The 25,867-nt window shown below is 72.6% G+C and carries 27 protein-coding genes; 18 read left to right on the forward strand and 9 right to left on the reverse strand.

Annotation, left to right across the window (positions count from 1 at the left end):
* The first annotated feature begins 291 nt into the window (after positions 1–291).
* From ABB07_RS24865 to ABB07_RS24890, 6 genes are read left to right on the forward strand one after another with little or no spacing between them, the layout of a single operon-like run.
* Entirely contained in the window at positions 292–1,617 is a 1,326-nt protein-coding gene (locus ABB07_RS24865; RefSeq protein ID WP_208903606.1) for an O-antigen ligase family protein, read from the forward strand.
* On the forward strand, positions 1,614–3,533 hold the full coding sequence (locus ABB07_RS24870; RefSeq protein ID WP_244189503.1) for a lipid II flippase MurJ: 1,920 nt from the start codon (positions 1,614–1,616) through the stop codon (positions 3,531–3,533). The genes ABB07_RS24865 and ABB07_RS24870 overlap by 4 nt, the downstream gene beginning before the upstream one ends.
* Positions 3,523–4,317 carry a polysaccharide deacetylase family protein gene (locus ABB07_RS24875; RefSeq protein WP_208900790.1) on the forward strand — a complete coding sequence of 265 codons (795 nt, stop codon included), beginning with the start codon at positions 3,523–3,525 and terminating at the stop codon, positions 4,315–4,317. Before ABB07_RS24870 ends, ABB07_RS24875 begins: the two co-directional genes overlap by 11 nt.
* Complete coding sequence (locus tag ABB07_RS24880) at positions 4,314–5,444, forward strand: glycosyltransferase (protein WP_208900791.1); 1,131 nt, start codon at positions 4,314–4,316, stop codon at positions 5,442–5,444. The genes ABB07_RS24875 and ABB07_RS24880 overlap by 4 nt, the downstream gene beginning before the upstream one ends.
* Positions 5,445–5,451: 7 nt before the next feature.
* Positions 5,452–6,120, forward strand: a complete 669-nt coding sequence (locus tag ABB07_RS24885; RefSeq protein ID WP_208900792.1) for a YveK family protein — start codon at positions 5,452–5,454, stop codon at positions 6,118–6,120.
* A complete protein-coding gene (locus tag ABB07_RS24890; RefSeq protein ID WP_208900793.1) occupies positions 6,117–7,229 on the forward strand; it encodes a GNAT family N-acetyltransferase in 1,113 nt (370 codons plus the stop codon). Before ABB07_RS24885 ends, ABB07_RS24890 begins: the two co-directional genes overlap by 4 nt.
* Here the strand turns inward: ABB07_RS24890 and ABB07_RS24895 are convergent.
* The 3 genes from ABB07_RS24895 to ABB07_RS24905 all read right to left on the reverse strand — a co-directional run bounded on the left by ABB07_RS24895 (position 7,226) and on the right by ABB07_RS24905 (position 11,585).
* Positions 7,226–8,518 (reverse strand): glycoside hydrolase family 26 protein, encoded by a 1,293-nt coding sequence (locus ABB07_RS24895; RefSeq protein WP_208900794.1) that lies wholly within the window; start codon positions 8,516–8,518, stop codon positions 7,226–7,228. The genes ABB07_RS24890 and ABB07_RS24895 overlap by 4 nt on opposite strands.
* 147 nt (positions 8,519–8,665) lie before the next feature.
* Entirely contained in the window at positions 8,666–9,385 is a 720-nt protein-coding gene (locus tag ABB07_RS24900; protein WP_208900795.1) for an LPXTG cell wall anchor domain-containing protein, read from the reverse strand.
* A 280-nt stretch (positions 9,386–9,665) separates the two neighbouring features.
* On the reverse strand, positions 9,666–11,585 hold the full coding sequence (locus ABB07_RS24905; protein WP_208900796.1) for an AMP-dependent synthetase/ligase: 1,920 nt from the start codon (positions 11,583–11,585) through the stop codon (positions 9,666–9,668).
* A gap of 206 nt (positions 11,586–11,791) precedes the next feature.
* On the opposite strand from ABB07_RS24905, the gene ABB07_RS24910 reads away from it, so the two are divergent.
* The 10 genes from ABB07_RS24910 to ABB07_RS24955 all read left to right on the forward strand — a co-directional run bounded on the left by ABB07_RS24910 (position 11,792) and on the right by ABB07_RS24955 (position 18,423).
* The gene (locus ABB07_RS24910; protein WP_208900797.1) at positions 11,792–12,304 is read left to right on the forward strand and encodes a hypothetical protein; all 513 of its coding nucleotides are present in this window, start codon (positions 11,792–11,794) and stop codon (positions 12,302–12,304) included.
* Positions 12,305–12,572: 268 nt separating this feature from the next.
* Entirely contained in the window at positions 12,573–12,791 is a 219-nt protein-coding gene (locus ABB07_RS24915; RefSeq protein WP_208900798.1) for a hypothetical protein, read from the forward strand.
* Positions 12,791–13,390: a vitamin K epoxide reductase family protein gene (locus ABB07_RS24920; RefSeq protein WP_208900799.1), complete on the forward strand. Its 600-nt coding sequence runs from the start codon at positions 12,791–12,793 to the stop codon at positions 13,388–13,390. Before ABB07_RS24915 ends, ABB07_RS24920 begins: the two co-directional genes overlap by 1 nt.
* A gap of 130 nt (positions 13,391–13,520) precedes the next feature.
* Complete coding sequence (locus ABB07_RS24925; protein ID WP_208900800.1) at positions 13,521–14,018, forward strand: tyrosinase family oxidase copper chaperone; 498 nt, start codon at positions 13,521–13,523, stop codon at positions 14,016–14,018.
* Complete coding sequence (locus tag ABB07_RS24930; protein WP_208900801.1) at positions 14,002–14,868, forward strand: tyrosinase family protein; 867 nt, start codon at positions 14,002–14,004, stop codon at positions 14,866–14,868. Before ABB07_RS24925 ends, ABB07_RS24930 begins: the two co-directional genes overlap by 17 nt.
* Before the next feature lie 201 nt (positions 14,869–15,069).
* A complete protein-coding gene (locus ABB07_RS24935) occupies positions 15,070–16,482 on the forward strand; it encodes a condensation domain-containing protein (protein ID WP_208900802.1) in 1,413 nt (470 codons plus the stop codon).
* Positions 16,483–16,730: 248 nt separating this feature from the next.
* Positions 16,731–16,979, forward strand: a complete 249-nt coding sequence (locus ABB07_RS24940; protein WP_055705022.1) for a hypothetical protein — start codon at positions 16,731–16,733, stop codon at positions 16,977–16,979.
* 124 nt (positions 16,980–17,103) lie between these two features.
* On the forward strand, positions 17,104–17,442 hold the full coding sequence (locus tag ABB07_RS24945) for a hypothetical protein (RefSeq protein WP_208900803.1): 339 nt from the start codon (positions 17,104–17,106) through the stop codon (positions 17,440–17,442).
* Between the two features lie 150 nt (positions 17,443–17,592).
* Complete coding sequence (locus tag ABB07_RS24950) at positions 17,593–17,868, forward strand: hypothetical protein (protein ID WP_208900804.1); 276 nt, start codon at positions 17,593–17,595, stop codon at positions 17,866–17,868.
* Between the two features lie 195 nt (positions 17,869–18,063).
* On the forward strand, positions 18,064–18,423 hold the full coding sequence (locus tag ABB07_RS24955) for a hypothetical protein (protein ID WP_244189504.1): 360 nt from the start codon (positions 18,064–18,066) through the stop codon (positions 18,421–18,423).
* Between the two features lie 124 nt (positions 18,424–18,547).
* Here the strand turns inward: ABB07_RS24955 and ABB07_RS24960 are convergent, their stop codons facing one another.
* The 3 genes from ABB07_RS24960 to ABB07_RS24970 form a co-directional block, all read right to left on the reverse strand.
* Entirely contained in the window at positions 18,548–18,841 is a 294-nt protein-coding gene (locus tag ABB07_RS24960) for a hypothetical protein (RefSeq protein ID WP_208900805.1), read from the reverse strand.
* Between the two features lie 220 nt (positions 18,842–19,061).
* Positions 19,062–19,355: a hypothetical protein gene (locus ABB07_RS24965; protein WP_055705018.1), complete on the reverse strand. Its 294-nt coding sequence runs from the start codon at positions 19,353–19,355 to the stop codon at positions 19,062–19,064.
* A gap of 216 nt (positions 19,356–19,571) precedes the next feature.
* Positions 19,572–20,042: a hypothetical protein gene (locus tag ABB07_RS24970; RefSeq protein ID WP_208900806.1), complete on the reverse strand. Its 471-nt coding sequence runs from the start codon at positions 20,040–20,042 to the stop codon at positions 19,572–19,574.
* 502 nt (positions 20,043–20,544) lie between these two features.
* On the opposite strand from ABB07_RS24970, the gene ABB07_RS24975 reads away from it, so the two are divergent.
* The gene (locus ABB07_RS24975; protein ID WP_208900807.1) at positions 20,545–21,324 is read left to right on the forward strand and encodes a hypothetical protein; all 780 of its coding nucleotides are present in this window, start codon (positions 20,545–20,547) and stop codon (positions 21,322–21,324) included.
* An 83-nt stretch (positions 21,325–21,407) separates the two neighbouring features.
* Positions 21,408–21,689 (forward strand): hypothetical protein, encoded by a 282-nt coding sequence (locus ABB07_RS24980; protein ID WP_208900808.1) that lies wholly within the window; start codon positions 21,408–21,410, stop codon positions 21,687–21,689.
* Positions 21,690–21,970: 281 nt separating this feature from the next.
* On the opposite strand, the gene ABB07_RS24985 is transcribed toward ABB07_RS24980, so the two are convergent.
* The 3 genes from ABB07_RS24985 to ABB07_RS24995 all read right to left on the reverse strand — a co-directional run bounded on the left by ABB07_RS24985 (position 21,971) and on the right by ABB07_RS24995 (position 25,709).
* Positions 21,971–23,077, reverse strand: coding sequence for a glycosyltransferase family 4 protein (locus ABB07_RS24985; RefSeq protein ID WP_208900809.1), 1,107 nt, complete (start codon positions 23,075–23,077; stop codon positions 21,971–21,973).
* On the reverse strand, positions 23,067–23,549 hold the full coding sequence (locus ABB07_RS24990) for a sugar transferase (RefSeq protein ID WP_244189505.1): 483 nt from the start codon (positions 23,547–23,549) through the stop codon (positions 23,067–23,069). The genes ABB07_RS24985 and ABB07_RS24990 overlap by 11 nt, the downstream gene beginning before the upstream one ends.
* A 1,200-nt stretch (positions 23,550–24,749) precedes the next feature.
* On the reverse strand, positions 24,750–25,709 hold the full coding sequence (locus ABB07_RS24995) for a D-2-hydroxyacid dehydrogenase family protein (RefSeq protein WP_208903610.1): 960 nt from the start codon (positions 25,707–25,709) through the stop codon (positions 24,750–24,752).
* Between the last annotated feature and the right edge of the window lie 158 nt (positions 25,710–25,867).

Genomic DNA, 25,867 nt, shown 5'->3' on the forward strand with positions numbered 1-25,867 from the left:
GGGCGTGCCGTCTCCCTGCTCGACCCGCCCGGCGCCGCCACCGGGCGAGGGCTGCCTTCCGGGCGGGGCTCCCGACGCTCACGCCCGGCCGGGCCGCGACCCGAACCGCCTTGCTCCCCGGCCCGGTTCCGGCGGTCTCAGGCCGGCTGCGACCGGATGCGGAGCGCTGTCGCCGGGCGCGGGGCGGTGCTGTTCGTACGGCCGCTCGGGGCGGTGCCGTTCGTACGGCCGCTGACGGCGGTGCCTTTCGTACGGCCGACGGGGAGCTGAGTGCCGGTGAGCACGTCCCCGATGGCCTTGCCGAGCGCGGCGAGGCCCCTGGCGCTGCCGGTGCTGCGCCGCCTCACGCCGGTCCTGCCCGTCGTGGCGATCATCGCCATGCTGTGCCTGCCGGCCGCACCGGACAGCAGGGCCACCCCCGCCGACGCGGTGTCGGGGCTGGCCGTGCTGTGGGCCGTCGTACGGACCGTGCGGCGGGCCCGGCGCCCGCTGACCACGACGGCCGCGGTCGTCCTGGGGCTGCCGGTGGTGGGCATCGCGGTCGCCGCGTGCGGAGCGGCGACGCCCGGTGACGCCCTCACCGGACTGGCCCGGTATCTGCAGGCGTTCGTGCTCGTTCCGGCCGCCGTGGTGGTGCTGCTGCGGGACCGGCGCGACGCCCGGCTGGTGCTCTGGTCGCTGGTCGGCCTCGCGCTGTGGCAGGGCGCGATCGGGGTGCACCAGTACCTCACCGGGACCGGGGCCTCGTACCAGGGGGCCTACATCCGGGCGGTGGGCACGTTCGGGCCGACCAATGTGATGGACATGGCCACCGCCGTGGCGTTCGGGGTGGTGGCCGCGACCGGCCTCGCCCTCGGGGCACCGGCCCGGCGGCAGCGGGTCGTGGCGGCCGGGTGTGCGCTGGTGCTGCTGGCGCCGCTCACGGTGTCCTTCAGCCGGGGTTCCTGGATCGCCACTGCCCTCGCCTGCGGGGCGCAGCTGCTGTCGGCCGGGGTACGGCGCGCGGCCAAGGTGGGCGCGGCGGCGGTCGCGGCCGCGGTGGTACTGGTGGGCGGGTTCGGTGTCGGCACCACGGCGCTGCAGGAACGGCTGACCAGCATCACCCGGGTCACCGACGCACCGGACCAGTCCGTGATCGACCGCTACAGCCTCTGGGCGGCGGCCACCGGCATGTGGCGCGAACACCCCGTGACGGGCGTCGGGCTGAAGGCCTTCCCCGCGTACCGGGACGGGCACGCCCCGCTTTCCCTGTCGTCGGGCAGCGACACGGAGGGAGCCGGCCGGGGCTATTGGCGCCAGCCCCTGCTCTCGCCGCACGACATGTATCTGCTGATGCTCAGCGAGCAGGGCCTGCTGGGCCTGCTCACGGTGGCGGGCAGCTGGCTGGCGCTGCTGGTCCGCGCGGTCGGCCGGCTGCGGCGTGCGGAACGCGCCCCGGACTGTGCCGTCGCGGCCTGCGGGCTGCTGCTGTGGCAGCTCGTCGACTACGTGTACGCCGACATCGGCGGCCCCAGCACGGTCCTGATGGCCGTGGCCCTGGGGCTGGCCGCCTGGTGGGCGCTGGCCCCCGGAGCAACGGCCGCCACGGAACGGGCCGCCTCGGAGCTCCCGCGATGACGCCCACGCCCCCGGTGGCACCGGACCCACCCGCACCCACGGCACCCGAGCCGGGTACAGCACCCGAGCCGGGCACGGCGCACGCCTGCGACCTGGGCACGACGGACGGCTGCGACCTGGGTATGGCGCACGGCTGTGCCCCGGGCACGGCGCACGTCTGCGCCCCGGGCACGACGGATGGCCGCAACCTGGGTACGGCGCACGGCTGCGACCAGGGCACGACGGACGGCCACAACCTGGGTACGGCGCACGGCTGCGACCCGGGGGACTCCCCGGCCGCCGACGGCACCCGCCGTGCCGCCGGGACGGCCCCGGGGCAGGAGACGTTCCCCGGAACCGTCTCGGGCCGGTTCCTCGCCAAGGCCACCCTCATCTCCGCCGCGCTGTCCGTGTCCGGGGCGGTGCTCGGGCTGGGACGGGACCAGGCGCTGGCCCATTTCTTCGGCGCCGGGGCGGACACCGACGCCTTCCTGGTGGCCTGGACCGTGGCCGAGACGGCGGCGACGCTGCTGATCGACGCCGGGATGGCCTATGTGCTGGTGCCCGCCTTCAGCGCGGCACTGGCCCGGCGGGGCCGCGTGCCGGGCGGGGGCGACCCGGTGCGCGCGCTGATCGCCGCGTCGCTGCCCCGGCTGTGCCTGGGCCTCGCCGCCGCGGCCCTGGCGATCATGGTGGGCGCACCGCTGCTGGTCTCCCTCCTCGCCCCCAGCCTGCCGGACGCGTCCCTCGCCACGGACTGCACCCGGCTCACCGCCACCTGCGTGCTGACCTTCGGCCTGGCCGGGTACTGCAGTGCGGCGCTGCGCGCGCACGGCTCGTTCGTCGCTCCGGCGGCGACCTCTCTCGCGCTCAACATCGTGATCATCGCCACGCTGTTCGGCCTCGGCGATCGCTGGGGCGTGCGGGGCGCCGCGCTGGGCGTCGCGCTCGGGGGATGCCTGATGATCGCGGTCCAGCTGCCGTCCCTGTGGCGCAGGATCGCCGGGGAACCCGGCCCGCAGCCGCTGCCCGCGCCGGGCGGGGACGACCGGCGTCCGCTGACGCCGGCCCTGGTCACCTCGGTGCTGTTGTTCGTGCTGTGCCGCCAGGCGCAGGTGTTCGTCGAGCGCCACCTCGCCTCGGCCCTGCCCGCCGGTGCCATCTCGCACCTCAACTACGCCCAGAAGGTAGCGCAGTTGCCCATGTCGCTGTCGCTGATGGTGTGCGTGGTCACCTTTCCCGTACTGGCGAGGGCCGTCGCCGAGGGTGACCTGCGGCGGGCCCGGGAGCGGACCGAGGGGGACCTCGTCCTGGTGGGCTGCCTCGTGCTGCTGGGCATCGCCGTGATCGAGGCCTGCGCGCCGCAGATCATCCAACTGCTCTTCCAGCACGGCGCGTTCACGGCCGCGGACACCGCCGCGACCGCCTCCACGATGCGGGTGTACACCCTCGGACTGCTCGGCCACACCCTGGTGGGGGCGCTCGTACGGTCGTACTTCTCGGCGGGCCGCGCCACCTGGTACCCGCTGGGCGCGATGGCGGCGGGCCTGATCGTCAACATCGGCGCCGGCGCCTGGGCCGTGGGGATCTGGGGGGCGCGCGGCATCGCCGCGGCCAACGCCGCCGGCATCACCCTCACCGCCCTCCTCCTGCTGCTCGGGACGGGTGCCCGCAGCATCCCCGTGCGCGTCCCCCGGGTCGTCGCCGAACTGGCCAAACCGGTGCGGGCGGCCCTGTGCGCCGCCGGAGCCGGGGCCGTCTGCGCACGGCCGTTCACCTCACCCCCGGCCGCCGTGGCCGTGGGCTGCGTGAGCGTGACGGCCGTCTTCCTCGCGCTGGTCTGGGCTCTCGACGTGGCAGACGCCCGGACCGTCCTCGCCCGCGCCACGCCTGTCGCCCGACGCATCGTCACACGAGGAATGAGCCATGGTCGCTGACGTATCCGTATCGTCCCCGCTCGACGGCGAACCGGATCACGAACGGGCCGGCCGGAAAGGCCGGAAGCGGGGGCCCGCCGCCTGGGTGGCCATGTACCACTCCGTCTCGGACCACCCGGAGGACCCGTACAACATCACCGTCACCCCCGCCCGGCTCGACCGCCAGCTCGCCTGGCTGCGCGGCCGCGGTCTGCGCGGGGTCAGCGTGCGGGAGCTGCTCGCGGCCCGCGCACGCGGACGGGAGCGCGGACTCGTCGGACTCACCTTCGACGACGGCTACGCCGACTTCGTGACCGCGGCGCTGCCGGTGCTGCGCCGCTGGGACTGCGGGGCCACGGTGTTCGTGCTGGCCCGGCGGCTCGACGGCGAGAACGACTGGGACCCGCTCGGCCCGCGCAAACGCCTCCTCGGCGCCGACGGCATCCGCCGGGCCGCGGCCGCCGGCATGGAGATCGCCTCGCACGGCCTCACCCATGTCGACCTCACCCTGGCCGGTCCCCGCGAACTGGATGCCGAGGTCAGCCGCAGCCGTGCCTTACTGGCCGAGCTGATCGACGCCGACGTGCAGGGCTTCTCCTACCCCTACGGCCGGGTCGACGCGCAGGCCCAGGCGGCCGTGCGCCGCGCCGGATACGGCTATGCCTGTGCCATCGCTCCCCACCCCGCCCTCGCCGGCGACCTGGCCCTGCCCCGGGTGCACATCGGGCAGGCCGACACCGCCGCCCGCCTGGAGCTGAAGACACGCCTCGCCCGCCTCTGCGGGCGGGGCCTGGAGGCACCGTGAAAGCCCTGCACGTCATCACCGGTCTCGGCGTCGGCGGTGCCGAGCAGCAACTGCGTCTGCTGCTCGGGCACCTGCCCGTCCGGTGCGACGTGGTGACCCTCGCCAACCCGGGCCCGGTCGCCGACGGACTGCGGTCCGACGGCGTCCGTGTCACCCACCTCGGGATGGGTGGCAACCGCGACCTGAGCGCCCTGCCCCGCCTGGCCGGGCTGATCCGCGCCGGCGGCTACGACCTGGTGCACACGCACCTGTACCGGGCCTGTCTCTACGGCCGGCTCGCGGCGCGCCTGGCCGGGGTGCGGGCGGTGGTGGCCACCGAGCACTCCCTGGGCGACACCCGGATCGAGGGCCGCCGGCTGACCGCGGGCGTGCGGGCGCTGTACCTGGCCGGCGAGCGCCTCGGCCGGGCCACGATCGCCGTCTCGCCGACGGTGGCCGAACGGCTGCGGCGGTGGGGTGTGCCCGGTCGGCGCGTCCGGACGATCCCGAACGGCATCGACGCGTCCCGGTTGCGTTACGACGCGGTGCGCCGCGCGGAGGCCCGGGAGTTCTACGGAATCCCCCAGGACGCCTATGTCGTCGGCGGCCTCGGCCGACTCGACCCGGGCAAGCGCTTCGACCTGCTCGTGCACGCGCTGCACCGGCTCCCCGCGGACGTACGGCTGCTGCTGGTCGGCGGTGGACGCCAGGAGGAGGCACTGCGGCGCACCGCCCACGACCTGGGGGTCGCCGACCGGGTGGTGCTGACGGGCGAACGGCCGCATCTGCCGGCCCCCCGGGATCACGCGCCCGCGCTGTCCTCCCTGCTGTCCGCCATGGACGTGCTCGCCGCTCCGTCGGCCGAGGAGGCCTTCGGCCTGGCCGTGCTGGAGGCGCTCGCGGCCGGGCTGCCCGTGCTCTACACGACCTGCCCCGCCATCGACGACCTGCCCGCGCACACCGCACCGCGCGCCCGGCGTGTCACCGGCGGCATCGACGCGTACGTCCGGGAACTACTGCGCCTGCGTGCGGCGGGACCGGGCGGGCGTGCCGTCCCGGACGCCGTGCGGCACTACAGCATCGAGCGAACCGCCGGTCAGCTGATGGACGTGTACACGGCCGTGCTGTCCGGCTCAACCTGGAAGTGAGGCCCCGATGTCCGACAGCCCCTCGTCGCCCGTACGACCGCCGCGCCGGACGCTCGCGCGTGCCGGGCGACTGCTGCTGCGGTGGATCATCCCGGCCGGCGCGCTTGTCGGCGCCGCCGCCGGGGGCGTGTACGGAGTGGTGACACCGGCTCGGTACTCGGCCACCAGCTACGTCATCGCCGTACCGGCCGACCGGGCGAAGGCCGACTCCGCGACGGCACTCGGTTTCGCGCAGGGATACGGCCGGGTGGTGACCGACCCCGCCGTGCTCGGGCAGGTGCAGGCGCAGGCGGGGGTCCCGGTGGACAAGCTGCGCGGCAGCGTCCAGGCCGCGACCTCGCCGGATGCGCCGATGATCGCGATCACGGCGACCTCCGAGCGCCCCGCCCGTGCCGCCGCCATCGCCAACGCGGTGTCCGGCGTACTGACCCAGCAGTCCAACCGGACCAGGAACGACACCGGCGTCGCGCTGGTGGGCCTGTCCCGTGCCCTGAAACCCACCAGGCCGTCGTCCGAGTCCCCGGCGCTCACCTCGCTCGTGGGGGCCGCCGCCGGAGGCCTGCTGGGCGGCCTCGTGCTGCTGGCCCGGCCCCGGCGGGCGGTGGAGGACGACGGCACGGGACGGGCGCAGCTGCCGGGGCCGGCTCCCGCCGCCGACGCGCAGGCCGTGCGATGACCACCGCACCCGTGCGCGCCCTGTCGGTGGAGGTGTGCACCGACGAGGAGACCTTCACCGGCCTGGCGGGGGAGTGGGAACGCCTGTACCGGGCCTGTCCGTCCGCGACGGCGTTCCAGAGCCACGCCTGGCTGCACTCGTGGTGGCTGTCGTACGGAAAGCCGGGAAGGCTCCGGCTGGTCCTGGTGCGTGCGCACGGTGACCTGGTGGCGGTGGCACCGCTGATGCGGCTGCCCGGCCCCCTGCCGGTGCTGGCGCCGATCGGCGGCGCCATCACCGACTACTGCGACGTGCTCCTCGACGAGGCGGTGGCCGCGCAGGGCGCGGCCGCGCTGGCGGACGCCCTGACCGACCTGGCCCGCACCGCCCTGATCGACTTCCGCGAGGTACGGCCCGGCAGTGCGATGGAACGCGTCTACGAAGCCTGGCGCGGGCCGCGCCGGCGGCTGAGCGACTCGGTGTGCCTGGAGATCCCCGCCCTGCCCATGGAGCAGTTGACCGGACGGCTGCCCCGGAGGCGCGCCCAGCTGGTGCGCAACAAACAGAACAAGCTGCGCAGGCTGGGGGTCGAGTGGCGCACCGTGGACCACCTGGAAACGGGGACGGCGCTGCGGCGGATGCTGGAACTCCACCGGCTGCAGTGGCAGGGCAGGAAGGTCACCGGTGAGCATCTGCGGCCGCGCTTCCTCGACCACCTGGTCCGCTCGGCGGTCGCGCTCGTCCGGTCCGGCGAGGCCGTGGTGCGGGAGTACCGGCTGGAGGACGAGGTCGTCGCCGTCGATCTCAGCATCGGCACACGGCGGTTGGCGGGGCTCTACCTCTACGGCATCCATCCGCGGCTGCTGGAGCGCAAGGCGGACGTGACGACCATGATGCTCAGCGCGGCCGTCGACGACCTCGCTTCCGGCAGCGTCGAGGTGCTGAGCTTCCTGCGCGGCAAGGAACCGTACAAGTACCGCTGGCTGCCCGAGACCGTCGTCAACCAGCGTTTCCTGCTGTCTCGCCGGCGCACCGTGCCGCTGCTGGCCGCCGCCGTCTGCGGTGCCGCGGCGCGGGACGGCGTCCGGCGGGTCATGAGCCGGACCGCCACCGCGGCCGGTTCCGCCTAGCGGGTGTGCCCCGCCGTCCGGCACGGGCCGCAGGGGCGCGGCGCGGTCGTCGGCGCCGCGGGGCCGGGAGGCGCGGGCGTGGCCGGGCCGGGAGGCGCGGGTGTGGCCGGGCCGGGAGGCGCGGGTGTGGCGGGGCCCGGCGGCGCGGGTGTCGGGTTCGGGGTGGGGCTCGGCGCGGGTCCGTCGGACAGCACCGCCCGGTAGACGGCGGACGACCGGGGATTGGCCGAGCACAGCCACACCCCGTGCGGACAGTAGTCGCTGATCGTGTGGTAGAGCGGCTTGTGCTCGTCCATCCACGCGAGCATGCGCAGCACGTACCTCGGATCGTCGCCGTTGCGGAACAGACCCCACTCGGGGTACGAGAACGGCTTGCCGTGCGCCTTCGCGAAGTCGACCTGGTACTGCAGGCCGTAGGGCTCGGACACCTGGCGGTCGAACGTGATGCCTTCCGGCTGGTCGTAGGAGTCCATGCCGATGATGTCGACGACGTCGTCGCCCGGATAGCACTGCGGCCACGGAACCGCGTCCGCCCCCCGGTTGGGCGTGAAGTCGAACCGGAACCGCTGCCCGGGCACCGAGCGCATGACGGTGACGACGCGCCGCCAGTACGTCTTCCAGTCGGCCGGGTCGGGGCCGCAGCGGTGGGTGTAGGTGATGCCGTTCATCTCCCAGCCGGGCACGAGGATCGTGTCCGGCACCCCCAGAGCGACGAGGCGCTCGGCGAGCACCCGGAAGTGCCGGTCGAAGTCGCCCGCCGCGGCGCGCTGCAGCAGTTGCCTGACCTCCGCGTCCGGCAGGTGGTCCTCATTGCGTTCCATCATCGGGACGTTGACCACCAGGAGCCGGTCGGCCTTGGCGCGCCGCCAACGGGCCCAGGGATCGAGGAAGTCGTGGGCGCCCTCGATGTTGCTCCACAGGTCCCCCGGCAGGTAGGTGTGCCCCACGCGCACCTCGGCGTGGTTCAGCCAGTCGCTGAGGCCCTGGATCTGCTGCACGCCGAGGGGCCCGTAGTTGAGGTACGCGCCGAACGCGGGCTGGGGCGTCGCCGCTCCCGAGGACGGGACCGGCCCGTCGGCGGGGCATGCCGTGCGGAGGGGACCGGCAGGCCGCGACTGTGAGGACACGGCCGGCGGCATGGTACGCGCCACCGGTGCACAGGGCCGGGGGAGCAGGTGCGCCGCGCTGTCGCCCTTGAGCACCGGGCTGGGAATGAAAGCCGCCGCCGCGCACAGGCCGGCGGCGATGAAGGCCATGCGCCTCAGGGATCGGCGGCACTCGGACGTCATTCCCCACTCCTTTGGTGCGGCTATGCCCCAATTGCCGGGACCGCCATATATACGCTCATTGCACCAAAGGAATCGGGTGACTCGGCGCCGATCGGCCACAAGGATGACCGGCGGGTGCCGGGCGCGAGGCGTCCGGCACCCGGGGAACTACTTCTGGGCCGCGGTCCGGCGGCCCCGCCGGTAGAGCACGGTTCCGGCGGCCAGCAGCATCCCGCCGGCGGCCGCGGCCGTGACGGTGCCCTCGGCGCCGGTGTGGGCCATCTCCGGGGGCCGGTGGTGCTGCGGCGGCGGCACATCACGGTGCGGCGGCTGGTGCGGCTGCTCCGGCTTGTGGGGCGGCGGCACATGACGGTGCGGCGGAGGCTTCTCCTCCTCGCCGTAGCACCCGCAGTGCTCGTCGCCGCCGTAGTTCCCGGAGTTGCCGTAGCTCGAGTCGTCGTCGCCGTAGCTGGACTTGTGGTCGTCCCCGTAGCTCGACTTGTGGTCGTCCCCGTAGCTCGACTTTCCGTCGTCGCCGTAGCTGGACTTGTGGTCGTCCCCGTGGTCCGACTTGTCGTCGTCGCCGTAGCTTCCGGAGTTCCCGTAGCTCGACTTGTCGTCGTCGCCGTAGCTCTGGGAGGGCTTGTGGCTCGTCTTGTCGTCGTCGCCGTAGCTCCCGGAACCCTCGGAGGAGCGCTGGTCACTCGGTTCTGCCGCCGGGGCCGGGGCCTCCGGGGCCATCAGTCTGGCCTCCCTGTGCGCCATCCGCACGGCGTCCTGTGCCTGCTCGATCGCCCGCACGGCGCTCGCCATGCCCGGGACACCGTCATCGGCCCCGTCGTCGCCGGCCATGGCGGCCGACAGCGCAGGGGCGTGTGCGTCCGTCACCGCCGAAAACGGATCGGAGTCGGCGAACGCCCATGGGGTGTACAGAGACAGGGCGCTTGTCGCGGCGGCAGCCACGACCAATCCCTTGCTCAGGGTCTGTCGCACTCTCGTTGTCTTCCTCTCAGGGGGAATCGGAAGCCGGCCACGGAGCCCGATGACAGGGGCGTCACGCGTGCCACGACCTGCAGACTGTGAACGAGATATGGACACCCGAAGTAACCGGAACAGGGGATATGCCGGGTAATTCACCCGAACGGCGCCTCTGTGCTGCCCGAAAGGCTCATCCGCCGTACAGTGCCTCGATCTCCCGCGCGTACGCGGCCGCGACCGCCTGCCGCCTGACCTTCAGGGACGGGGTCAGCAGCCCGTTCTCCTCGCTGAACTCGCCCTCCACCAGGGCGAAGGCGCGGATCGACTCCGCGCGTGAGACGGCCGCGTTGGCGTGGTCCACGGCTCGCTGCACCTCGGCGCGCATCCGTGGATCCCGGACCACCTCCGGCATCGGCGTGTCCGGGGGCAGTCCGCGGACCGACAGCCAGTGGGCGACCGCCTCGGGGTCGAGCGTGACGAGGGCGGCGACGAAGGGCCGCCGGTCGCCGACGACGAGGCACTGGCCGACGGGCGGGCGGCTGCGCAGGCGGTCCTCCAGCACGGCCGGGGAGACGTTCTTGCCGCCGGAGGTGACGAGGATGTCCTTCTTGCGGCCGGTGATGGTGAGATATCCGTCGATGTCGAGGGAGCCGAGGTCGCCGGTGGCGAACCAGTTGTCCGTGAGCACCGCGTCCGTGGCCGCCGGGTCGTTCCAGTAGGACCCGAAGACCACCCCGCCCTGGACGAGGACCTCCCCGTCGTCGGCGATGCGGACCGCGGTGCCGGGCACCGGCAGGCCGACCGTGCCGGGACGCGGCCCCAGCGGCGGGACGATGGTGGCGGCGGCACTCGTCTCCGTCAGGCCGTAGCCCTCGTAGACGATGATGCCGGCCGCGTAGAAGAAGAGGTTGAGGTCGCGGTCGAGCGGGGAGCCGCCGCTGATGGCGTAGCGCATCCGGCCGCCGAGCTCCTTGCGGATGCGCCGGTAGACCAGCAGGTCGTACAGCGCCCAGGCCGCGTACAGGCCGATCCCCGGCCCCTTGCCCGTGCCGAGGAACTTGCCGAGGTACGCCTCCCCGAAGCGCACCCCGACGCGGTCCGCGCGGTCGAAGGACGCGCCCCGGCCGATCCGCTCGGCGGTGGCGCGCCCGGTGTCGTGGATCTTCTCGAAGAGGTACGGCACACCGACCAGGAAGGTGGGCCTGAACTCCCGGAACATCGGGCGCAGTTCGCCGGGCTTGAGGCTCGGGCAGTGGCCCAGCTCGATCCGGGCCAGCAGACAGGCGATCTGCAGGGTGCGGCCCAGGATGTGCGCGAGCGGCAGGAAGAGGAGCGTCGATGCCACCTGGCCGGTGACCTCTTTGAAGACCGGGTGCAGCAGCTCGACCGTGTTGGCGGCCTCCGCGTACAGGTTGGCGTGGGTGAGGACGCAGCCCTTGGGCCGTCCGGTGGTGCCGGAGGTGTAGCAGATGGTGGCCACCGCGTCGGGCGTCAGGGCCGTACGGCGCTTGGTGACCTCCTCGTCGGGTGTGTCCCGGCCGAGGGCGGTGAGGCCGTCGAGCGCGTCGGCGTCGAGGGTGAGGACGCGCGGCGGTGCGGGGTGGCGGGCCGTGCCGGTGGTGACGGTCGCGGCGTTCTCCTCCGTCTCGGCGACGACGAGACGGACGCCGGAGTCGCGGACGATCCACTCCACCTGCTCGGCGGACGAGGTGGCGTACACCGGGACGACCTGACCGCCGGCGGCCCAGACCGCGAAGTCCAGGACCGCCCACTCGTAACGGGTGCGGGACATCACGGCGACCCGGCCTCCCGGTTCGAGACCGGCCGCGATCAGTCCCTTGGCGACGGCGGTGACCTCGCGGGCGAAGGCCTCGGCGGTCACCGGGTGCCAGGTGCCGTTCTCCCGGCGGCGCAGGACCACGGAGCCGGGGGCCTCCCGCGCGTTGGTGAAGGGGATGTCGGCGATGCCGCCCCCGGAGCCGCGCGGCGCCAGCGGGGCGGTACGGACCTCGCGCACCGTGCCGTTCTCGTCCCGGATCAGCTCGGTGCGGGCACGCGCCGCCAGGTCGGTGCGCCGCCGAGCGCGTTTCAGGTCCCTGCGTACGCCCATGACGGCTCCCCGGTCGGGCTCGGCTGACGCGGACTTACCGAAGAGTCAACTTACTCGTGCGTAGCGGATGGTCAATGGGCCCGGCGTGCGGACCTCGTGCCCCGAATGGACGGGCGGTTCACCGGAACGCGCTCGATCGGTTGCGGGGGGCGGTGGGTGATCACACGGTGGGCACAAGATCCCGTTCACCAGCGAAAGGAACGTCCATGGGGGTTCCACCCGTTCGACGCATCGCCTCCACCGCGCTCTGCGCAGCCCTGCTGGCCGGCGTCACCGGCACGGCCTTCGCGGCCGACTCGACCCCGGAGCGCACCCAGGCCACCGCCCAGGCGCCCGTCCCCGGTGCGGACAAGGTCCTCACCCAGGTCAACAGCCTCGGGCACTTCGGTACCGTGCTCGAGCCGGTCAAGACGCTGCTCGACGCCGTGCTCAAGGCCGACAAGGGCCAGCTCTCCGCCGACCAGGCGACCAAGCTCGTCAAGGCCGCCAAGGACGCCGTGGCGAAGGCGGCCGCGACGGCGCCGGCCGCCTCGGCGCCCGCCGGCGGTGACGCCAGGGCACAGGCCGACAACGTGAAGGAAGCGCAGGCCACGCTCGACAAGGCACTGGACACCTTGCAGAAGGCGTCCACCGACGGCGACGGCGACCAGGTGACCGGCGCGTCCCACGGAGTCCTGTCCGGCCTCCTCGGACTCCTCGCCTCCCTGCTGGGCCTCTAGCAGCGGGTCACGTGGCCCGGCCGCCCGAAGGCCGGGCGGGGGAGCGGGCGGGGCCTGCTGCGGCCCCGGGGGAGCGTGCGTCAGGCGGTCCCGGTCGCGCCGGGGTCCCTCGGGCACGGCGCCGGGCCTCCGTGCGCTGCCGGAAGTCCTGGCGGCGGCCCCGCACGGCCCCCCCGGTGTCCCCCGATCGTGTGGAGCGCCGGGTGTGCTCCACCGGTCGGGTGAGCGGTCGGCCGAGCCGTCCCGGGGGTGCCGATAAGGTCGCGCGGTGACCTCCACCCCCGGCGACACGCGCTCCTTCCGCCCCGCCGGCCAGGGCAGTTCCGCCCGGCCGGGCCCGACGGTCCGGCCGGCGCCGGGCCGGGCGGGACTGCCCCGGCCGTCCCGGGACGACCGGCGGCCGCGGCCGGGCGTCGAGGGCCGCGCCGGGCGGGCCGTGACCGACGCGGCCCACTCCGCTCTCCCGGCCCTCGGCCCGGGCGCCTGATGGCGTCGGCGCGGCCGGTCCGGGCGGCGGGCGGCAGCCGTGGTCTCGGGCTTCTGCTGGTCCTCACCGGCGCGGCCGGGCTGCTGGCCTCCTGGGTCATCACGCTCGACGAGTTCAAGCTGCTGAAGAACCCGAACTTCACGCCCGGGTGCAGCCTCAACCCGGTGGTGTCCTGCGGCAGCGTCATGAAGAGCGCGCAGGCCTCGGTCTTCGGCTTCCCCAACCCGATGCTGGGGCTGGTGGCCTACGGCGTCGTGATCTGCGTGGGCACGAGCCTGCTGGCCGGCGCCGCCTTCCCCCGCTGGTACTGGCTGGCCCTCGACGCGGGCTGCCTGTTCGGGATCGGGTTCGTGTCGTGGCTGCAGTTCGAGTCGCTGTACCGGATCAACGCGCTGTGCCTGTGGTGCTGTCTGGCGTGGGTCGCCACGATCGTCCTGTTCTGGTACGTCACCTCGTTCGCCGTACTGCACCGTTTCCTGCCCGCGCCCGCACCGCTGCGGGCCTTCCTCGCCGAGTTCACCTGGGTGCTGCCGCTGCTGCACACCGGGGTCGTCGGCATGCTGGTCCTGACCCGCTGGTGGGACTTCTGGACCAGTTGAGCACTCCGGCGCCCCTGCCGCTCCGGCGCAGGCCCCCGCGCTCCCGTCACCGGTCCGGCCGCACTGCGGTGACCGGGAGGGCCGTTCGGCGGTTACGGCTTCGGACACCTGACCGGACGAGGAGGGAACGATGGTTCCAGAGGTCGGCGCGGCCCCGGTGGGCGGGCAGCGCGGAGCGCCGGTCGCGGGCGGAGCGCGGCCACAGGAGAGCACCCGGCGGGAGGTGACGCGGAGGCTGCTCGCCTCGGCCGCCGGCGTCGCGCTCGCCCCGGTGGCCGCGGCCTGTGAGCGGCCCCCGAACACCCCGGACGACAGCCGGCGGACCGGCGCCTTCGACGAGACCTACCGCGGGCGCCACATCCGCGGCGCCGAGGTCCGCACCGGCCGCCGGGCCGCCACAGCCCAGTGGGAGGTCACGATCGACGGCCGCCCACTGCACCTGATGCGCCGCGCCGACGGCAGCTGGCTGACCATGGTCGACCACTACCGCTCGTACGCCACCCCACTCGCCGCGGCCCGCGCTGCGGTCGACGAACTGGGCCCCGACGAGCAACTGCGCGACCTGGCACCGGGACCGATGGGCGGGGCGCCGACGCACGGGGGAGGCGGCCATGGCGTACACGCGTAAGAACGTCGCCAAGCTGAGCCGTACCGAGCGGCGCCGGTTCGTGGAAGCCCTGCTGGAGATCAAACGGCGCGGCGAGTACGACGAGTTCGTGCGGATGCACATGGAGTACAACGCCCCCGACGGTGAACGCGGGCTGCGCACCGCCCACATGGCGCCCTCCTTCCTGCCCTGGCACCGCAAGCTGGTGCTGGAGGTGGAGCGGGCGCTGCGCCGGGTGGACGACTCGGTGACGGTGCCGTACTGGGACTGGACCCGGGACCGCACGGCCACCTCCCTGCCGTGGACCGACGATCTGATGGGCGGCAACGGGCGGCGCTCGGACCGGCAGGTGATGAGCGGCCCGTTCGCCTACCGGGCCGGCCACTGGAAGATCACCGAGAACGTGACCGACGTGCCCTACCTCACCCGCGACCTGGGCCACCATGTCGACCCGATCCAGCTGCCGACCGCCCATGACGTGGAGGCGGCGCTGGCCGATCCGGTGTACGACACGGCGCCCTGGGACTCGACGGTCACCAAGGGGTTCCGCAACAGGCTGGAGGGCTGGGGGAAGGGCTCGGGCCGCGTCTCCTGGCACAACCACAACCGGGTGCACCGCTGGATCGGCGGGGTGATGGTCGGTGGCGCCTCCCCCAACGACCCGGTCTTCTGGCTGCACCACGCCTTCGTCGACCTGCAGTGGACCCACTGGCAGCGGCGCCACCGCGGCCACCGCTATCTCCCGGCCGACCCGCCCGGCCCGCACGACGCCCAGCACGGCCGGGTCGTGGCCCGGCACGAGCGGCTGCCGCCGTGGGACGTGACCCCCGACGAGCTGGAGGACCTGGGCGGGATCTACCGGTACGAGTGAGGCCGGTCGCGGAAAGGCGCCAGGGGAGAGCTCCGCCGCGCGCGGTGCCGGCGCTCTTCCCGGCGCGACCCGAACCCGCGCCGCTCGCTTCGCCGTTCGAGGCCTCACACGTCCCGCTGAAAAGCCGGCGACACGGCGACCGCCGCTCGCGCACGGCTCCCCCGTGATCAAGTCTGGGTCTTCTGCGAAGGAGACGCCCCCGTGCGAATTTCTGACATTCAGCGCTGCGAAGTCCGGCCCGGACGGCTCGTCGAGTGGACGTTCAGCCCGGCGACGGTCGCGGCCGCGGCAGCGCTGCCCCCCGACCCGCGGCCGCCGGCGTACATCCAGGAGTCGCACATCAGGACCGCGCGCTCGGTGCGCGACGACGGCCTGTTCGTGCCGACCTGGATCGGTGCGTCGTTCGATCTGCCGGGCCGAGCCGATCTCGACGCGCTGGAACAGGCGTTGCGCGGCTGGACACTGCGGCACGAGACGCTGCGCAGCGGCTTCAGATGGACCGGTGACGACATGCACCGGTTCACCCTCGACGAGGACGACGTGGCGCTGCGCCGCGAGGTGGTCGGTGACTTCGCCGACGCGGACACGCTGGTCCGCTATCTGCAGGACCGATTCGACGTCGCGGCGGACGCGCTCGGCTGGCCGAACCTCATCTACGCGGCCGTCCTGCGCGACGACTCCACCAGCGTGTACCTGGCGTTCGACCACACCAACGTCGACGCCTACTCCCTCTACCGCATCCCGGACGAGATCCGGGAGTTGTACCTGGCGGGCACCACGGGCCGGACCACGGCCGGTACGCCCGTGGGCAGTTACGTCGACTTCTGCGAGCAGGAACGGGCGAACGCGGACGACATCGACGGCACCCACGCGATCGTCGCCCGCTGGCGGGAGTTCATCGCCCGGTGCGGCGGAAAGCTCCCGGACTTCCCCGTCGATCTCGGGCTGCGACCCGGTGGCGTACTGCCCACCCAGAAGCTGCTGCGCGAGCCGCTCGTCGACGCGGACGCCGCCGCCGCGTTCGAGACGTACTGCAGGCCCTACGGCGGCAGCATGGTGGGCGTGCTGGCCGCGACCAGCCTGCTGGTGCACCAGCTCGGCGGGCAACCGGTCTACCGCACGGTGGTGCCCTTCCACACCCGGGTGAAGTCGGCGTGGTCGGACTCCGTGGGCTGGTACGTCGGCGGGGCACCGATCGAGGTGCCCGCGACCCGGGACTTCGACGGCGCGCTCACCGCGGTCCGCGCCGAGCTGCAGGCCAACCGGTCGCTGGCGCGCATTCCGCTGGCCCGGGTACTGCGCCTGCTCGGCTCGGACTTCCGCCCGACGTCGCCCGACATGTACTCGATCGTCTCGTACGCGGACGCCCGCCTCATCCCCGGCTCGGCCCGCTGGACCGAGCAGAAGGCGTACGGGCTGATCCGGGTGTCGTACGGCGACCAGGTGTGCGCCTGGGTCACGCGGCTGCACGAGGGCCTGTGGTTCGCCTGCCGCTACCCGGACACCGACGTCGCGTACAAGAACATGCGGCGCTACATCGAGGGATTGCGGGACCTCGTGGTGTCGGTGCCGGCGGAACGCCGTCAGCGGACCGCGGAACCGACATTTTCGTAATACCGGGGCGGGGCGTGCGGCCGTTCCGCGAACAACTGCCCATTTCTCCGGCCGCGTTGGCGTATCCGATACCAATCGGCAGTGCTGCGGCGCCAGTTGTCCTTCTCCGGAAGAACCCGAGCGCTCATGTCCCCTTTTAGACACGGATATCCGCCAAAGTGGAATACCGCACTTGGCTACTGCTAGTGTTCGCTAAGTCACGGTAGGCAATCAGCCTCGACGTCAAGCAATGAAGAACCGAGGGTTCCATGCGCAAGCTTCAGCAGGTCGTGATCGCAGCAGTGGCGGCGGCCGGCGGTCTGTCCGCCATCGGTGCCGGCGCCGGTACCGCCTACGCTCATGAGCGCGGCGGGCTGGAGGTCAACGACCTCTACCGCCCCTACCAGGAGTGCAGCCCGCAGACGGTGGCCGAGAACGATCTCCCGATCGGCGTGCTCGGACTTGCTCAGACCCTGGACACCACCTGCGGTCAGTTCAACAACGCCTTCTCTGGCTGAGGTCGACGGCGTCAGCACGCGCGACGCCTTCCGCGGAACCCTTCGGGCCCTTCCCGAAGGGTTCCCTTCACGCCCGGTCGGTGGCGCACGGTGCCCGGCGCCCCTCACAAAGGAAACGCAAGCCATGTTCAGCACGAAGAAGATCGCGGCCGTCTCGGGGCTCATCGGCGGCCTCGCCGCGACCTGCGCCGGGGTGGCCCAGGCGCACACCGCGGCCGGCCCGGGTACCTGCACCAAGGACATCCTGGGCAACGTCACCTGCGTTCAGCGGATCCAGGGCGAGATTCCCGAGGACGGCGCGATCCCCCACTACGAGAACTGCCTGCCCACGCAGCCCTTCACCATGCCCGCCGCCCTGGGGGGTGGAAGTGTGAAGATCGGACCGCAGGTCACCTGTTCCAACACGACGTCAGGCGCACCCGACAAGGCTGACGGCAAGGTGGAGTTGCCCGGTCTGGTCTGAGTGTCCGGGACGGAAACTTCCACTGGACGCGGTGCGCTGAGACGACACGGCGTATGGAGCGAAGATCCCAAATTGCTACGGACTGTGTGTATAAGCTCACGGCACGTAGTCAACCAGGGCTGTCCGCCCGGGTTAAGAAAGGGTCAAACCATGCGTAAGTTTCAGCGTGCTGCGGTCGTAGTGGCGGCGGTTGCGGGGCTGTCCACCCTCGGTATCGGCGTCAGCTTCGCCGGCGGTCAGGACCACGACGACGTCGCCCCTCCGACCATCACCGCTGTCGCCAACTCGACCTCCAACGCCGTGGCCACGTGGGGCGGTTTCAACGACGATGACGACAAGGGCGAGAAGGGCGAGAAGGGTGGCGAGCACAAGGACGCCCCCGAGGAGGGCTACGGCCAGTACGCCGCCCCGACCGACGCCCAGTAATCAAGTACGACAGGCACATCGCACGAACTCGGACCTCCTGTCCCGGACCAACTCGGCTTGTTCACCGGTGTGCTGAGTAACACCCCATGCGAAGGCAGCCCGGACGCGCGGCAGATCCCTCAGGGAGCGCGTCCGGGCTGCGTCAATGGCGGCGCCGGCTCGCTTCCTGCACCCAATCGCAAAGGAACGCACGACATGTTCACTCGACAGAAGGTCGCCACCCTCTCGGGGCTGGTCGGAAGTCTCGCCGTGATCTGTGCCGGCGCCGCGCAGGCGCACGCCGGCGAACCCGGCGGCGAGTGCCGGACCACCGCTTCGGGCGGCGTCGTCTGCATGCGCAAGAGCGACACCCGCAGCGACGACCACGGCAAGCACGTCATCCACCAGACCCGGGACTGCCTGACCGCCGACCGGTCGCGCGTGGTGTTTCCCGACGACCAGCTGCTGCACGGCGGATCCGAGGAGGTCGGGCCGGTGTTGGACTGCTCCAACCATGTGAAGCTGCCCAAGGGCTTCCAGAGGCCCCGTTTCGACAAGCCTCACTTCACGTTCTGATGCGCGACCGGCACCTGCCGGACCGGGATCGTTCCCGGTCCGGCATTTCGCTTTTCCGGTGCGGTAATGGAAAAGTCCCCGGTGCCCCGGCCTGTGGCCGGGGCACCGGGGACGAAGGTCCGGCTTACTTGCCGACGCTGTTGTTGCAGCCCATCGACGAGCCGAGGGTCGACGACTGGGCGCCGGGGGCGCCTTCGCCGTTCAGCAGGTTGCCGCCCAGGCCGTTGGCGATGCCGACCTCGCCGAGGATGTCGGCGTTGAGGTCGTGGGACCTGCAGGTGGTGCTCTGCAGAACGCTGAAGCGGGTGCCGCTCCCGCCCTTGCCCCAGCCCTGGTCGGCGTGGGCGGCGCCGGCGGTCAGGAGCCCGACGCTCCCGAGGGCGGCGACCAGGACGGCGGCCTTGCGCAGCTTGTGCATGTCTTCTCCGGTGAGAGTGAAGTGGTTGCGATCCGTGAGAGATCGACTTCGTGCGGTTACGGAGGCTAATAAGAAATACCGAGGACAACCAGCGACGCGCCGAATTCTGAATTCCTTGTCACCCTGAATGCTCATTGCCGCACAAAAAAGGGCCCGGCACCGGGCCTGAGGCTCGGTGCCGGGATTATTTTCTGTTTTGTCGACGGCGCGACGGTCCCGCTTAGAAGGCGCTGTTGTTGCAGCCCATCGTCGAGCCGATGTGGGTGGCCTGGGCGCCCGGGTCGCCCTCGCCGTTGAGCGCGTTGCCCAGCAGGCCGTTGAGGATGCCGACCTCGCCGAGCACGTCCAGGTTCAGGTCGTGCGACTTGCAGTTGGAGCTCTGCAGGACGCTGAAGCGTCCGCCCTCCCCGCCCTTGCCGCCGCCTTCCTGGCCGCCGGCGTGGGCGGTGCCGCCCACGAGTCCGATGCTGCTGACGGCGGCGATCAGGACGGCGGCCTTGCGAAGCTTGTGCATGTCTTCTCCGGTGGAGTGAAGGGGTCACGATCTGTCGCAGATCGCTTTCTTACAGTCACGGAGATTAATAGGAAATAACCCAAAACGGACAGCGACGCGCCGGTTTCTTGATCTCCCGGTAAAAGCACCCGAAAGCCGTATCGCATACCAGCGGGCCCCTCGAGGGTGCTCCTCGAAGGGCCCGCGCGGGCGTCGGCCTGCGGCCGTCCGGTGGTCCTAGTGCGCGCTGGCGTGGGCGAGCGCGTTCGACTGGTAGTTGGCCTGGCTGCACTCGATGCCGTGGGTCTCGGACGCGGCGAGCAGGGCGACCGGGACGGCCGCGTTGAGCAGGGACTGCGGGCTGCATTCCTGCGACGGGCGGAAGAGGTTGGTCTGGCCCGTGAGGCCACCTCCCGACCGCGGGGCCGCCTGGGGGGAGATCTGCGGGTTGAGCTGCGGGCTCAGGTTCGGGTTCACCTGCGGGGTGACCTCGGCACCGCGCTGCGGGGCCGCATACGGGGCCGGTGAGCCGTAAGTCTGCACGCTGGCCTGGGAGGAGGTCGCCGAAGCCGCCTGGGCGTCCGGCTGCGAGACGGGGAGCGGGACGCCACCGCTGTAGTCGGGAGCGGCGGAGCTCGGGCCGGCACCGACTGCGGACAGACCGCCGGCTGCTGCGACGACGAGCGCGACCCTGTGAAGCTTGCGCATGAAACCCTCGGCCCTTCATTGACCTGTGCTCGGAACGTTTGGGAAATACTGGTGAGTTGGTGCCGGTGTTGCTTTTTCCTGCTGCCCTGTACGGCTGCGGCGGACCATCGCCCTGGCCCAGTGGGGAACGAGACGAACGGCGAAACGGATACGGACACCGGGCCCCGGTCACCCATTTGCCCCAGGCTCTGTGTGCCTCGACGGCCTGTTCCGGCCCCCTCTGCCATCCTGGTCCGGCGCGTCCGGCGGTCAATGGCAAATGGGTGACGCCGTTCAGCGTCCCGTGACCGGGTCGGGGGAGAAGTCGTTGCCAGCAGGGAGAGGGCAGCGATCATGGATCACGGAGGGCAAGGGAATTCGCTGCCGGCTCCGGCGTAAGTCCGCGTGCAGCCCAGGAGTTATCCCTTTGGCGGTGCAGTACGACCATCACACCGTACGCACGCGAGACCGCACCGAATACAACGGTTTTCCCTGTACAGGTATTTGAAGGGCCGAGGGTTCCATGCGCAAGCTTCACAAGGCCGCGCTCGTCGCAGCAGCGGCCGGCGGTCTGTCCGCCATCGGCGCCGGCGTCAGCCAGGCCGCCGACTATCCCGCGGGGTACAGCGGTGCCGCTCCAGCGTCGGCTCCTGAGTACCCCGCACCGCAGTACGCGGCTCCCCAGTACCCGCCGCCGCAGTACGCACCGCCCCAGTACGCACCTCCGCAGTACGCGCCGCCCCAGTACGCGGCTCCCCAGTACGCACCTCCGCAGTACGCGCCGCCGCAGTACGCGGCTCCCCAGTACGCGCCGCCGAGCGGCCCGCAGGCCCAGGCGATGTCCCGCTCGACGGGCGCCGCACAGGCCGCCGCTCCGCAGCCGTACGCTCCCCCGGCGATGCAGGCCCCTCCGCCTCCGCCGGCGCCGCCGCAGGAGCACGCCGCCAGCGCCAGCGCCACGGCCACCTCGGGAGGCGCCGCGCAGGCCTCCGGCCCGTCGTACGCCGCGCCGCAGGCCGCCGCGCCCCAGCAGGCGGCGCCGCAGGTCGTGCCGCAGGTCAGCCCGCAGTCGGCGCCCGAGGTCATGCCGCGGGTCGCCCCGCAGGTCGCCGTGCCCCAGACCTTCGGCGCGACGGAGGCCCCGCCGCATGTCGCCCCCCAGGTGAACCCGCAGGTGAACCCTCAGGTGAACCCGCTCGTCAACCCGCTGGTCGCGCCGGACGAACCGCAGGTGTCCCCGCTCGGCCTCGGGCAGGTAGCGGCGCCTCCCGTGGGCCAGCTGGGCCTTCCCCGAATCGGCTGACCGCGCGCAGCGATGTCCGCCGTCCCCCCTCGATCTGCCGCTCGTGACGCGCAGATCGCATCCGCTCGACCAACGGAGAAGTAATGCGCACGTTCCACAAGGCCGTCCTCGTGGGTGCTGCCGTCCTCGGCAGTGTCGGTACGCTCGGCCTCAACACCGCCTTCGCCCACGGCGAGCCGGGCCATGACGACCTCGACGTCACCCAGGGCATCGAGTGCCGCTCGCACGACATGAACATCGATGTGCTCGGCAGCGTCGGCGCCGTCAACGGCCTGGCGGGCAACCTGCTGAACGGCGAGGGGAACCCGGGCGCGCAGGAGACCCACCTCGGTTCGGACATGGGGTGCAACAGCAAGGCGCTCTGACCGGCCGCGCCGCACACTCAGCCGCACACTACGGAAAGCGCCGGACCGTCCCCAGGACCGCGGGGAGGGGCCGGCGCTCTTCTGTGTGACGCCGTGTGCCGTTTCGCCGTACCGGCTGCCGCCGTTTCGCCGTGCCGGCTGCTGCCGTGCCGCCGTGCGCCGTGCCGGCTGCCGCCGTGCCGGCTGTGGCCGTGCGCCGTGCCGCCGTGCCGGCTGTCGCCGTGCGCCGTGCCGCCGTTTCGCCGTGCCGCCGTCTCTCCGTCCGGCGCGGTCGGCGTCCGTCACTGGCCGTAGGCGTACCGCAGCATCATGCGCTGCCGCTCCGGGGTGTGCTCGGCGAACAGCTGGTCCAGCCGCGCGTCGGTCTGCGCGCCGGGACCCCGCGTCAGCACGGCGACGGCCGCCGCCGCCAGCTCCCGCGGTGTGTCGACCAGACCGGTCAGGCCCAGGGACTCCAGGGCCGGGATGCGCCGCGCCACCACCGGCCGGCCCAGCCCCACCGCCTCCAGGAGCGTCATCGGCGCCCCTTCCCACAGCGCGGTGTGCGCGTACACGTCCGCCTGGGCGAGCAGTCGCTGCAGGCAGCGGTGGTCCAGCCAGCCGGTGACCGTCACGCCGGCCCGCTCCAGCCGCGCGCGGTGGGCGGATTCGCCGCCGCCGAGCCAGAACCAGTTGCTCGACGGCATCAGCCGCCGCCCTTCGGCCGCCGCCTCCGCGAAGAAGCCGGGGTCCTTCTGCCGGCACAGCCTGCCGACGGCGGCGACCGTCCGCGGCGGCAGACCGTCGCCGTCGCCGGTGCCTGCTCCGGTTTCCGTCCTCGGCCACGGCGGGACGGCCGTCGCGGCTTCCCGGTGCGGCACCAGGTTGGGCACGTGGACGGCCCGCTGACGCTTGCGCAGCGAGCGGGCGAGTTCGACCTCACGGGGGCTGACACCCGCCACGGTGCCCGTACGCCGGGACAGCACACGCTCGACCGCCTGCACCGCCGCCGCCGCGTACCGCGCGAGGTCGCCGCGCTCCATCGCGTAGCAGTGCGGGGTGTAGACGATGCGGTCCGTCGGCACGGCGGGAGCGAGGCGCACATACCCCCCGGCCAGCGAGGAGTGGGCGTGGACCACGTCCGGCCGCAGCTCACGGAAGAGCCGGCCCACTGCGCGGATCCGCGCGACGTGTCCGGGCGGCATCCGCCACACGCCGTCGAAGAGCGCATCCGTGTCGGCGACCTGGCAGCCGGGGCGTTCGGACATCAGCAGCAGGTGCCGCACCTCCGGGACGGACCGCACGTAGTCGCTGACGGCCGTCTGCACCCCGCCGCCCCAGGCCTCCGCGACATGCAGGACAGTGGGCCGCCCGCCCTCCTGCGCCAGGCCGCGCGGGTCACCGCGCATTGCTGGTTCGCAGGACGGCGGGCAGCGTGCGCAGGAGGATCAGCGGGTCCAACCGCAGGCTCCAGTGGTCGATGTACTGCAGGTCCAGCCGGATCGCCTCGTCGGTGGTGGTGCCGGAGCGGCCCGACACCTGCCACAGCCCCGCCAGCGACATGTCGCCCCGCAGCACGTTGATCAGCTGCGGGAGTTCGTACATCGTGCGGAACTTCCGCATGTCGAACGATCGTTGCCCCATGCCGTCCCCAACCTGCCGGTAGGTGACGGGTCCCGCACTGCTGACGGCCACCGCGAGACCGATGAGCGCCATCAGGGGAAGAAAGGCGATCAGCAGAAGCGCGGAGAGCGCGACGTCGAGCGTGCGCTTGGCGCGGGCGCCGGCGGAACGCTCGGCCCGGATCTTCCCGGCGAGCGGAGGCGGTGACGTCACCGCCGGGGCTTCGGCACCGCTCAGCTCCTGAGCTACTCCTACCAAAGCACTACTCCTCCCGAATTAGCACAGAATAATGTGACAGGTGCATCAGAAATGTAGGAGCGTCCGGCGCCGCGGATCGGCTGCGACATACGCGGTCCATTCCGTCGCCGGGGCAAGAACACCCGTACGACGCATCGCGGCCCCTGTCGCCGTTGATGTCCTTGCCCGCGCCGGGAGTTCGGGCCGCTCAGGGCCCGGCGGGCCGGAACCGGTCTCCGGGACTCGGCCGCCTTGGCCGACCGGCTCTTACGGCAGGCCAGGTGCCTTCGGCCCCTGAGGGTTGCCGTTGTCACCGCGGACGGAGGACCGGGCCCGTCCGCGCAGGGCCTGCCGGGCCGGGTGGCGCGCCTGCTGGAAAAGCCTGTTGACGACGGCCCGCCGCGGCGATGGCTCGGTCCCGGCAGGGCTCACGACACGCGAACGGCCCGCCCGGCCGCTTCCTCGTCCAGGAGCAGATCGAGCATTCGGTGAATGCACCATGGAGGGGCACCGCCGGCGCCGACGCGGCGGGTGGTGGACGCGCGCGAGCGGCGCCGCGGCCACCAACTCGCCGCGCGGGTAGGCGAGGACGAGCCGCAACCGGCCCGGCGTGCCGTACGAGAGCCAGGACGAACGCACCGCCCGGGCCCAACTCCGGAACGGCCGCGCGGGCGGACATGCCCGGTGCAGGCGCGCCCACTGCTCACCCGGCGCGGCGAACGCATACTCGTCGGGGCACACCGGCCGCGGACACCGTCGCCCCCAACTGCCCCTGGGCGTTGCCCGAGTGAGCTGAAACCGACCGCGACGCCCGGGCCGCACCGCCGTAGGCCGTGGGTCACCGCGGCGGGATCGCACCGCCGTACGTCGTGAGCCACCGCGGCCGGACCGCACCGCCGTACGCCGCGAGCCACCGGGGCCGGACCGGCCTCGCCAGGCCGCCCGGCGGGCCGCGCGCGGGCGCGGGCCCGGCGGCACCGCTCGATCGCTGATCCATGACTGAATGGGCGATGCGCCCCGGCGCCACCTGCTCGGGCCGGCCGCCGACCGGCAGCAGCCGGGATTGACGGGGAGGCGAATGATGCGACATTCATACCGCGTCACGGTGTCTGGCCGTGCCGGCCGCCCAAAGCGGTGACCGGCTCGGGCCGATCCGGCCGAGCACGCAGGGCCAGGCGCTCTTCCGCGTGCGGCCGGACGGCACGTGTCAGGGGGCGGGGCTCAGGACAGGAGCCGTATCGGGGACCCGGCCAGGTAGGCCTGGATGTCCTCCACCGCCTGGCGGTAGTACGTCGTGTAGTTGGCGTGCGAGACGTAACCGAGGTGGGGTGTGGCGAGGAGCCGGGGAGCGGTGCGCATCGGGTGGTCGGCGGGCAGCGGCTCGATGTCGAAGACGTCCACGCCGGCGCCCGCGATCCGGCCCTCGTGCAGCGCGGCCAGCAGGGCGTCCTGGTCGACGACGCTCGCGCGGGACGTGTTGATCAGGTAGGCGGTCGGTTTCATCAGGGCGAGTTCGGCGGCGCCGACGAGTCCCCGGGTGCTTCCGCGGGCCGCGACGTGGACGGAGACGAAGTCGCTCTCCGCGAACAACTCCTCCTTGGAGGCGGCGAGTTCGACGCCCGCCTCCGCCGCGCGCTCCTTGGTGAGGCCCGGGGTCCAGGCGCCCACCCGCATGCCGAAGGCCAGTCCGACCCTGGCCACCCGGCTGCCGATCCGGCCGAGTCCGAGCAGGCCCAGCCGGCGGCCGTGCAGGTCGGCACCGACGGTGGACTGCCAGGGGCCGTTGGTGCGCAGCGCGGTGCTCTCCTCGACGATCCCGCGGGCCAGACCGAGCAGCAGCGCCCAGGTCATCTCGACCGGCGGAGTGCCCGAACTGGCCGTACCGCACACGGTGACGCCCCGCGCCTCGGCCGCGGCGTAGTCGATCACGGTGTTGCGCATGCCGGAGGCGATGAGCAGCTTCAGCCGGGGCAGGCGGCCGAGCAAGGAGCCCGGGAAGGGGACACGTTCGCGCAGCGTGACGACGATGTCGTAGTCCGCGAGCGCAGCGGCGAGGGCGTCCTCGCCGTCCAGGTGCTCCCGCAGCGGTACGACCTCCACCTCGTCCTCGATCACCGACCAGTCGGCCAACTCGGTGGCCACACCCTGGAAGTCGTCCAGCACCGCACAGCGAAGTCGCACGTCGTCTCTCCCCTCGGACATCTGTCGCCTTCTCCGGACGGAACAAGTGTCCATCCCCGGCCGGAGCGACTGACGCCCGGGCGAGCGAACCCCGATCTTCACGCAGACGACGAAGGCGAGCGACGCCGGAATCCATGGTCAGCGGCGAGGGCGAGCGG

The sequence above is a fragment of the Streptomyces incarnatus genome, assembly GCF_001027185.1.
In the GTDB taxonomy this organism is placed as follows: Bacteria; Actinomycetota; Actinomycetes; order Streptomycetales; family Streptomycetaceae; genus Streptomyces; species Streptomyces puniciscabiei.

Coding starts and splice junctions, on each gene's coding strand:
- ABB07_RS24865 (WP_208903606.1), top strand. CDS start 292: ATGGCCTTGCCGAGCGCGGCGAGGCCCCTGGCGCTGCCGGTGCTGCGC.
- ABB07_RS24870 (WP_244189503.1), top strand. CDS start 1,614: ATGACGCCCACGCCCCCGGTGGCACCGGACCCACCCGCACCCACGGCA.
- ABB07_RS24875 (WP_208900790.1), top strand. CDS start 3,523: ATGGTCGCTGACGTATCCGTATCGTCCCCGCTCGACGGCGAACCGGAT.
- ABB07_RS24885 (WP_208900792.1), top strand. CDS start 5,452: ATGTCCGACAGCCCCTCGTCGCCCGTACGACCGCCGCGCCGGACGCTC.
- ABB07_RS24890 (WP_208900793.1), top strand. CDS start 6,117: ATGACCACCGCACCCGTGCGCGCCCTGTCGGTGGAGGTGTGCACCGAC.
- ABB07_RS24895 (WP_208900794.1), bottom strand. CDS start 8,518: ATGACGTCCGAGTGCCGCCGATCCCTGAGGCGCATGGCCTTCATCGCC.
- ABB07_RS24905 (WP_208900796.1), bottom strand. CDS start 11,585: ATGGGCGTACGCAGGGACCTGAAACGCGCTCGGCGGCGCACCGACCTG.
- ABB07_RS24910 (WP_208900797.1), top strand. CDS start 11,792: ATGGGGGTTCCACCCGTTCGACGCATCGCCTCCACCGCGCTCTGCGCA.
- ABB07_RS24920 (WP_208900799.1), top strand. CDS start 12,791: ATGGCGTCGGCGCGGCCGGTCCGGGCGGCGGGCGGCAGCCGTGGTCTC.
- ABB07_RS24925 (WP_208900800.1), top strand. CDS start 13,521: ATGGTTCCAGAGGTCGGCGCGGCCCCGGTGGGCGGGCAGCGCGGAGCG.
- ABB07_RS24930 (WP_208900801.1), top strand. CDS start 14,002: ATGGCGTACACGCGTAAGAACGTCGCCAAGCTGAGCCGTACCGAGCGG.
- ABB07_RS24940 (WP_055705022.1), top strand. CDS start 16,731: ATGCGCAAGCTTCAGCAGGTCGTGATCGCAGCAGTGGCGGCGGCCGGC.
- ABB07_RS24945 (WP_208900803.1), top strand. CDS start 17,104: ATGTTCAGCACGAAGAAGATCGCGGCCGTCTCGGGGCTCATCGGCGGC.
- ABB07_RS24950 (WP_208900804.1), top strand. CDS start 17,593: ATGCGTAAGTTTCAGCGTGCTGCGGTCGTAGTGGCGGCGGTTGCGGGG.
- ABB07_RS24955 (WP_244189504.1), top strand. CDS start 18,064: ATGTTCACTCGACAGAAGGTCGCCACCCTCTCGGGGCTGGTCGGAAGT.
- ABB07_RS24960 (WP_208900805.1), bottom strand. CDS start 18,841: ATGCACAAGCTGCGCAAGGCCGCCGTCCTGGTCGCCGCCCTCGGGAGC.
- ABB07_RS24965 (WP_055705018.1), bottom strand. CDS start 19,355: ATGCACAAGCTTCGCAAGGCCGCCGTCCTGATCGCCGCCGTCAGCAGC.
- ABB07_RS24970 (WP_208900806.1), bottom strand. CDS start 20,042: ATGCGCAAGCTTCACAGGGTCGCGCTCGTCGTCGCAGCAGCCGGCGGT.
- ABB07_RS24975 (WP_208900807.1), top strand. CDS start 20,545: ATGCGCAAGCTTCACAAGGCCGCGCTCGTCGCAGCAGCGGCCGGCGGT.
- ABB07_RS24980 (WP_208900808.1), top strand. CDS start 21,408: ATGCGCACGTTCCACAAGGCCGTCCTCGTGGGTGCTGCCGTCCTCGGC.
- ABB07_RS24985 (WP_208900809.1), bottom strand. CDS start 23,077: ATGCGCGGTGACCCGCGCGGCCTGGCGCAGGAGGGCGGGCGGCCCACT.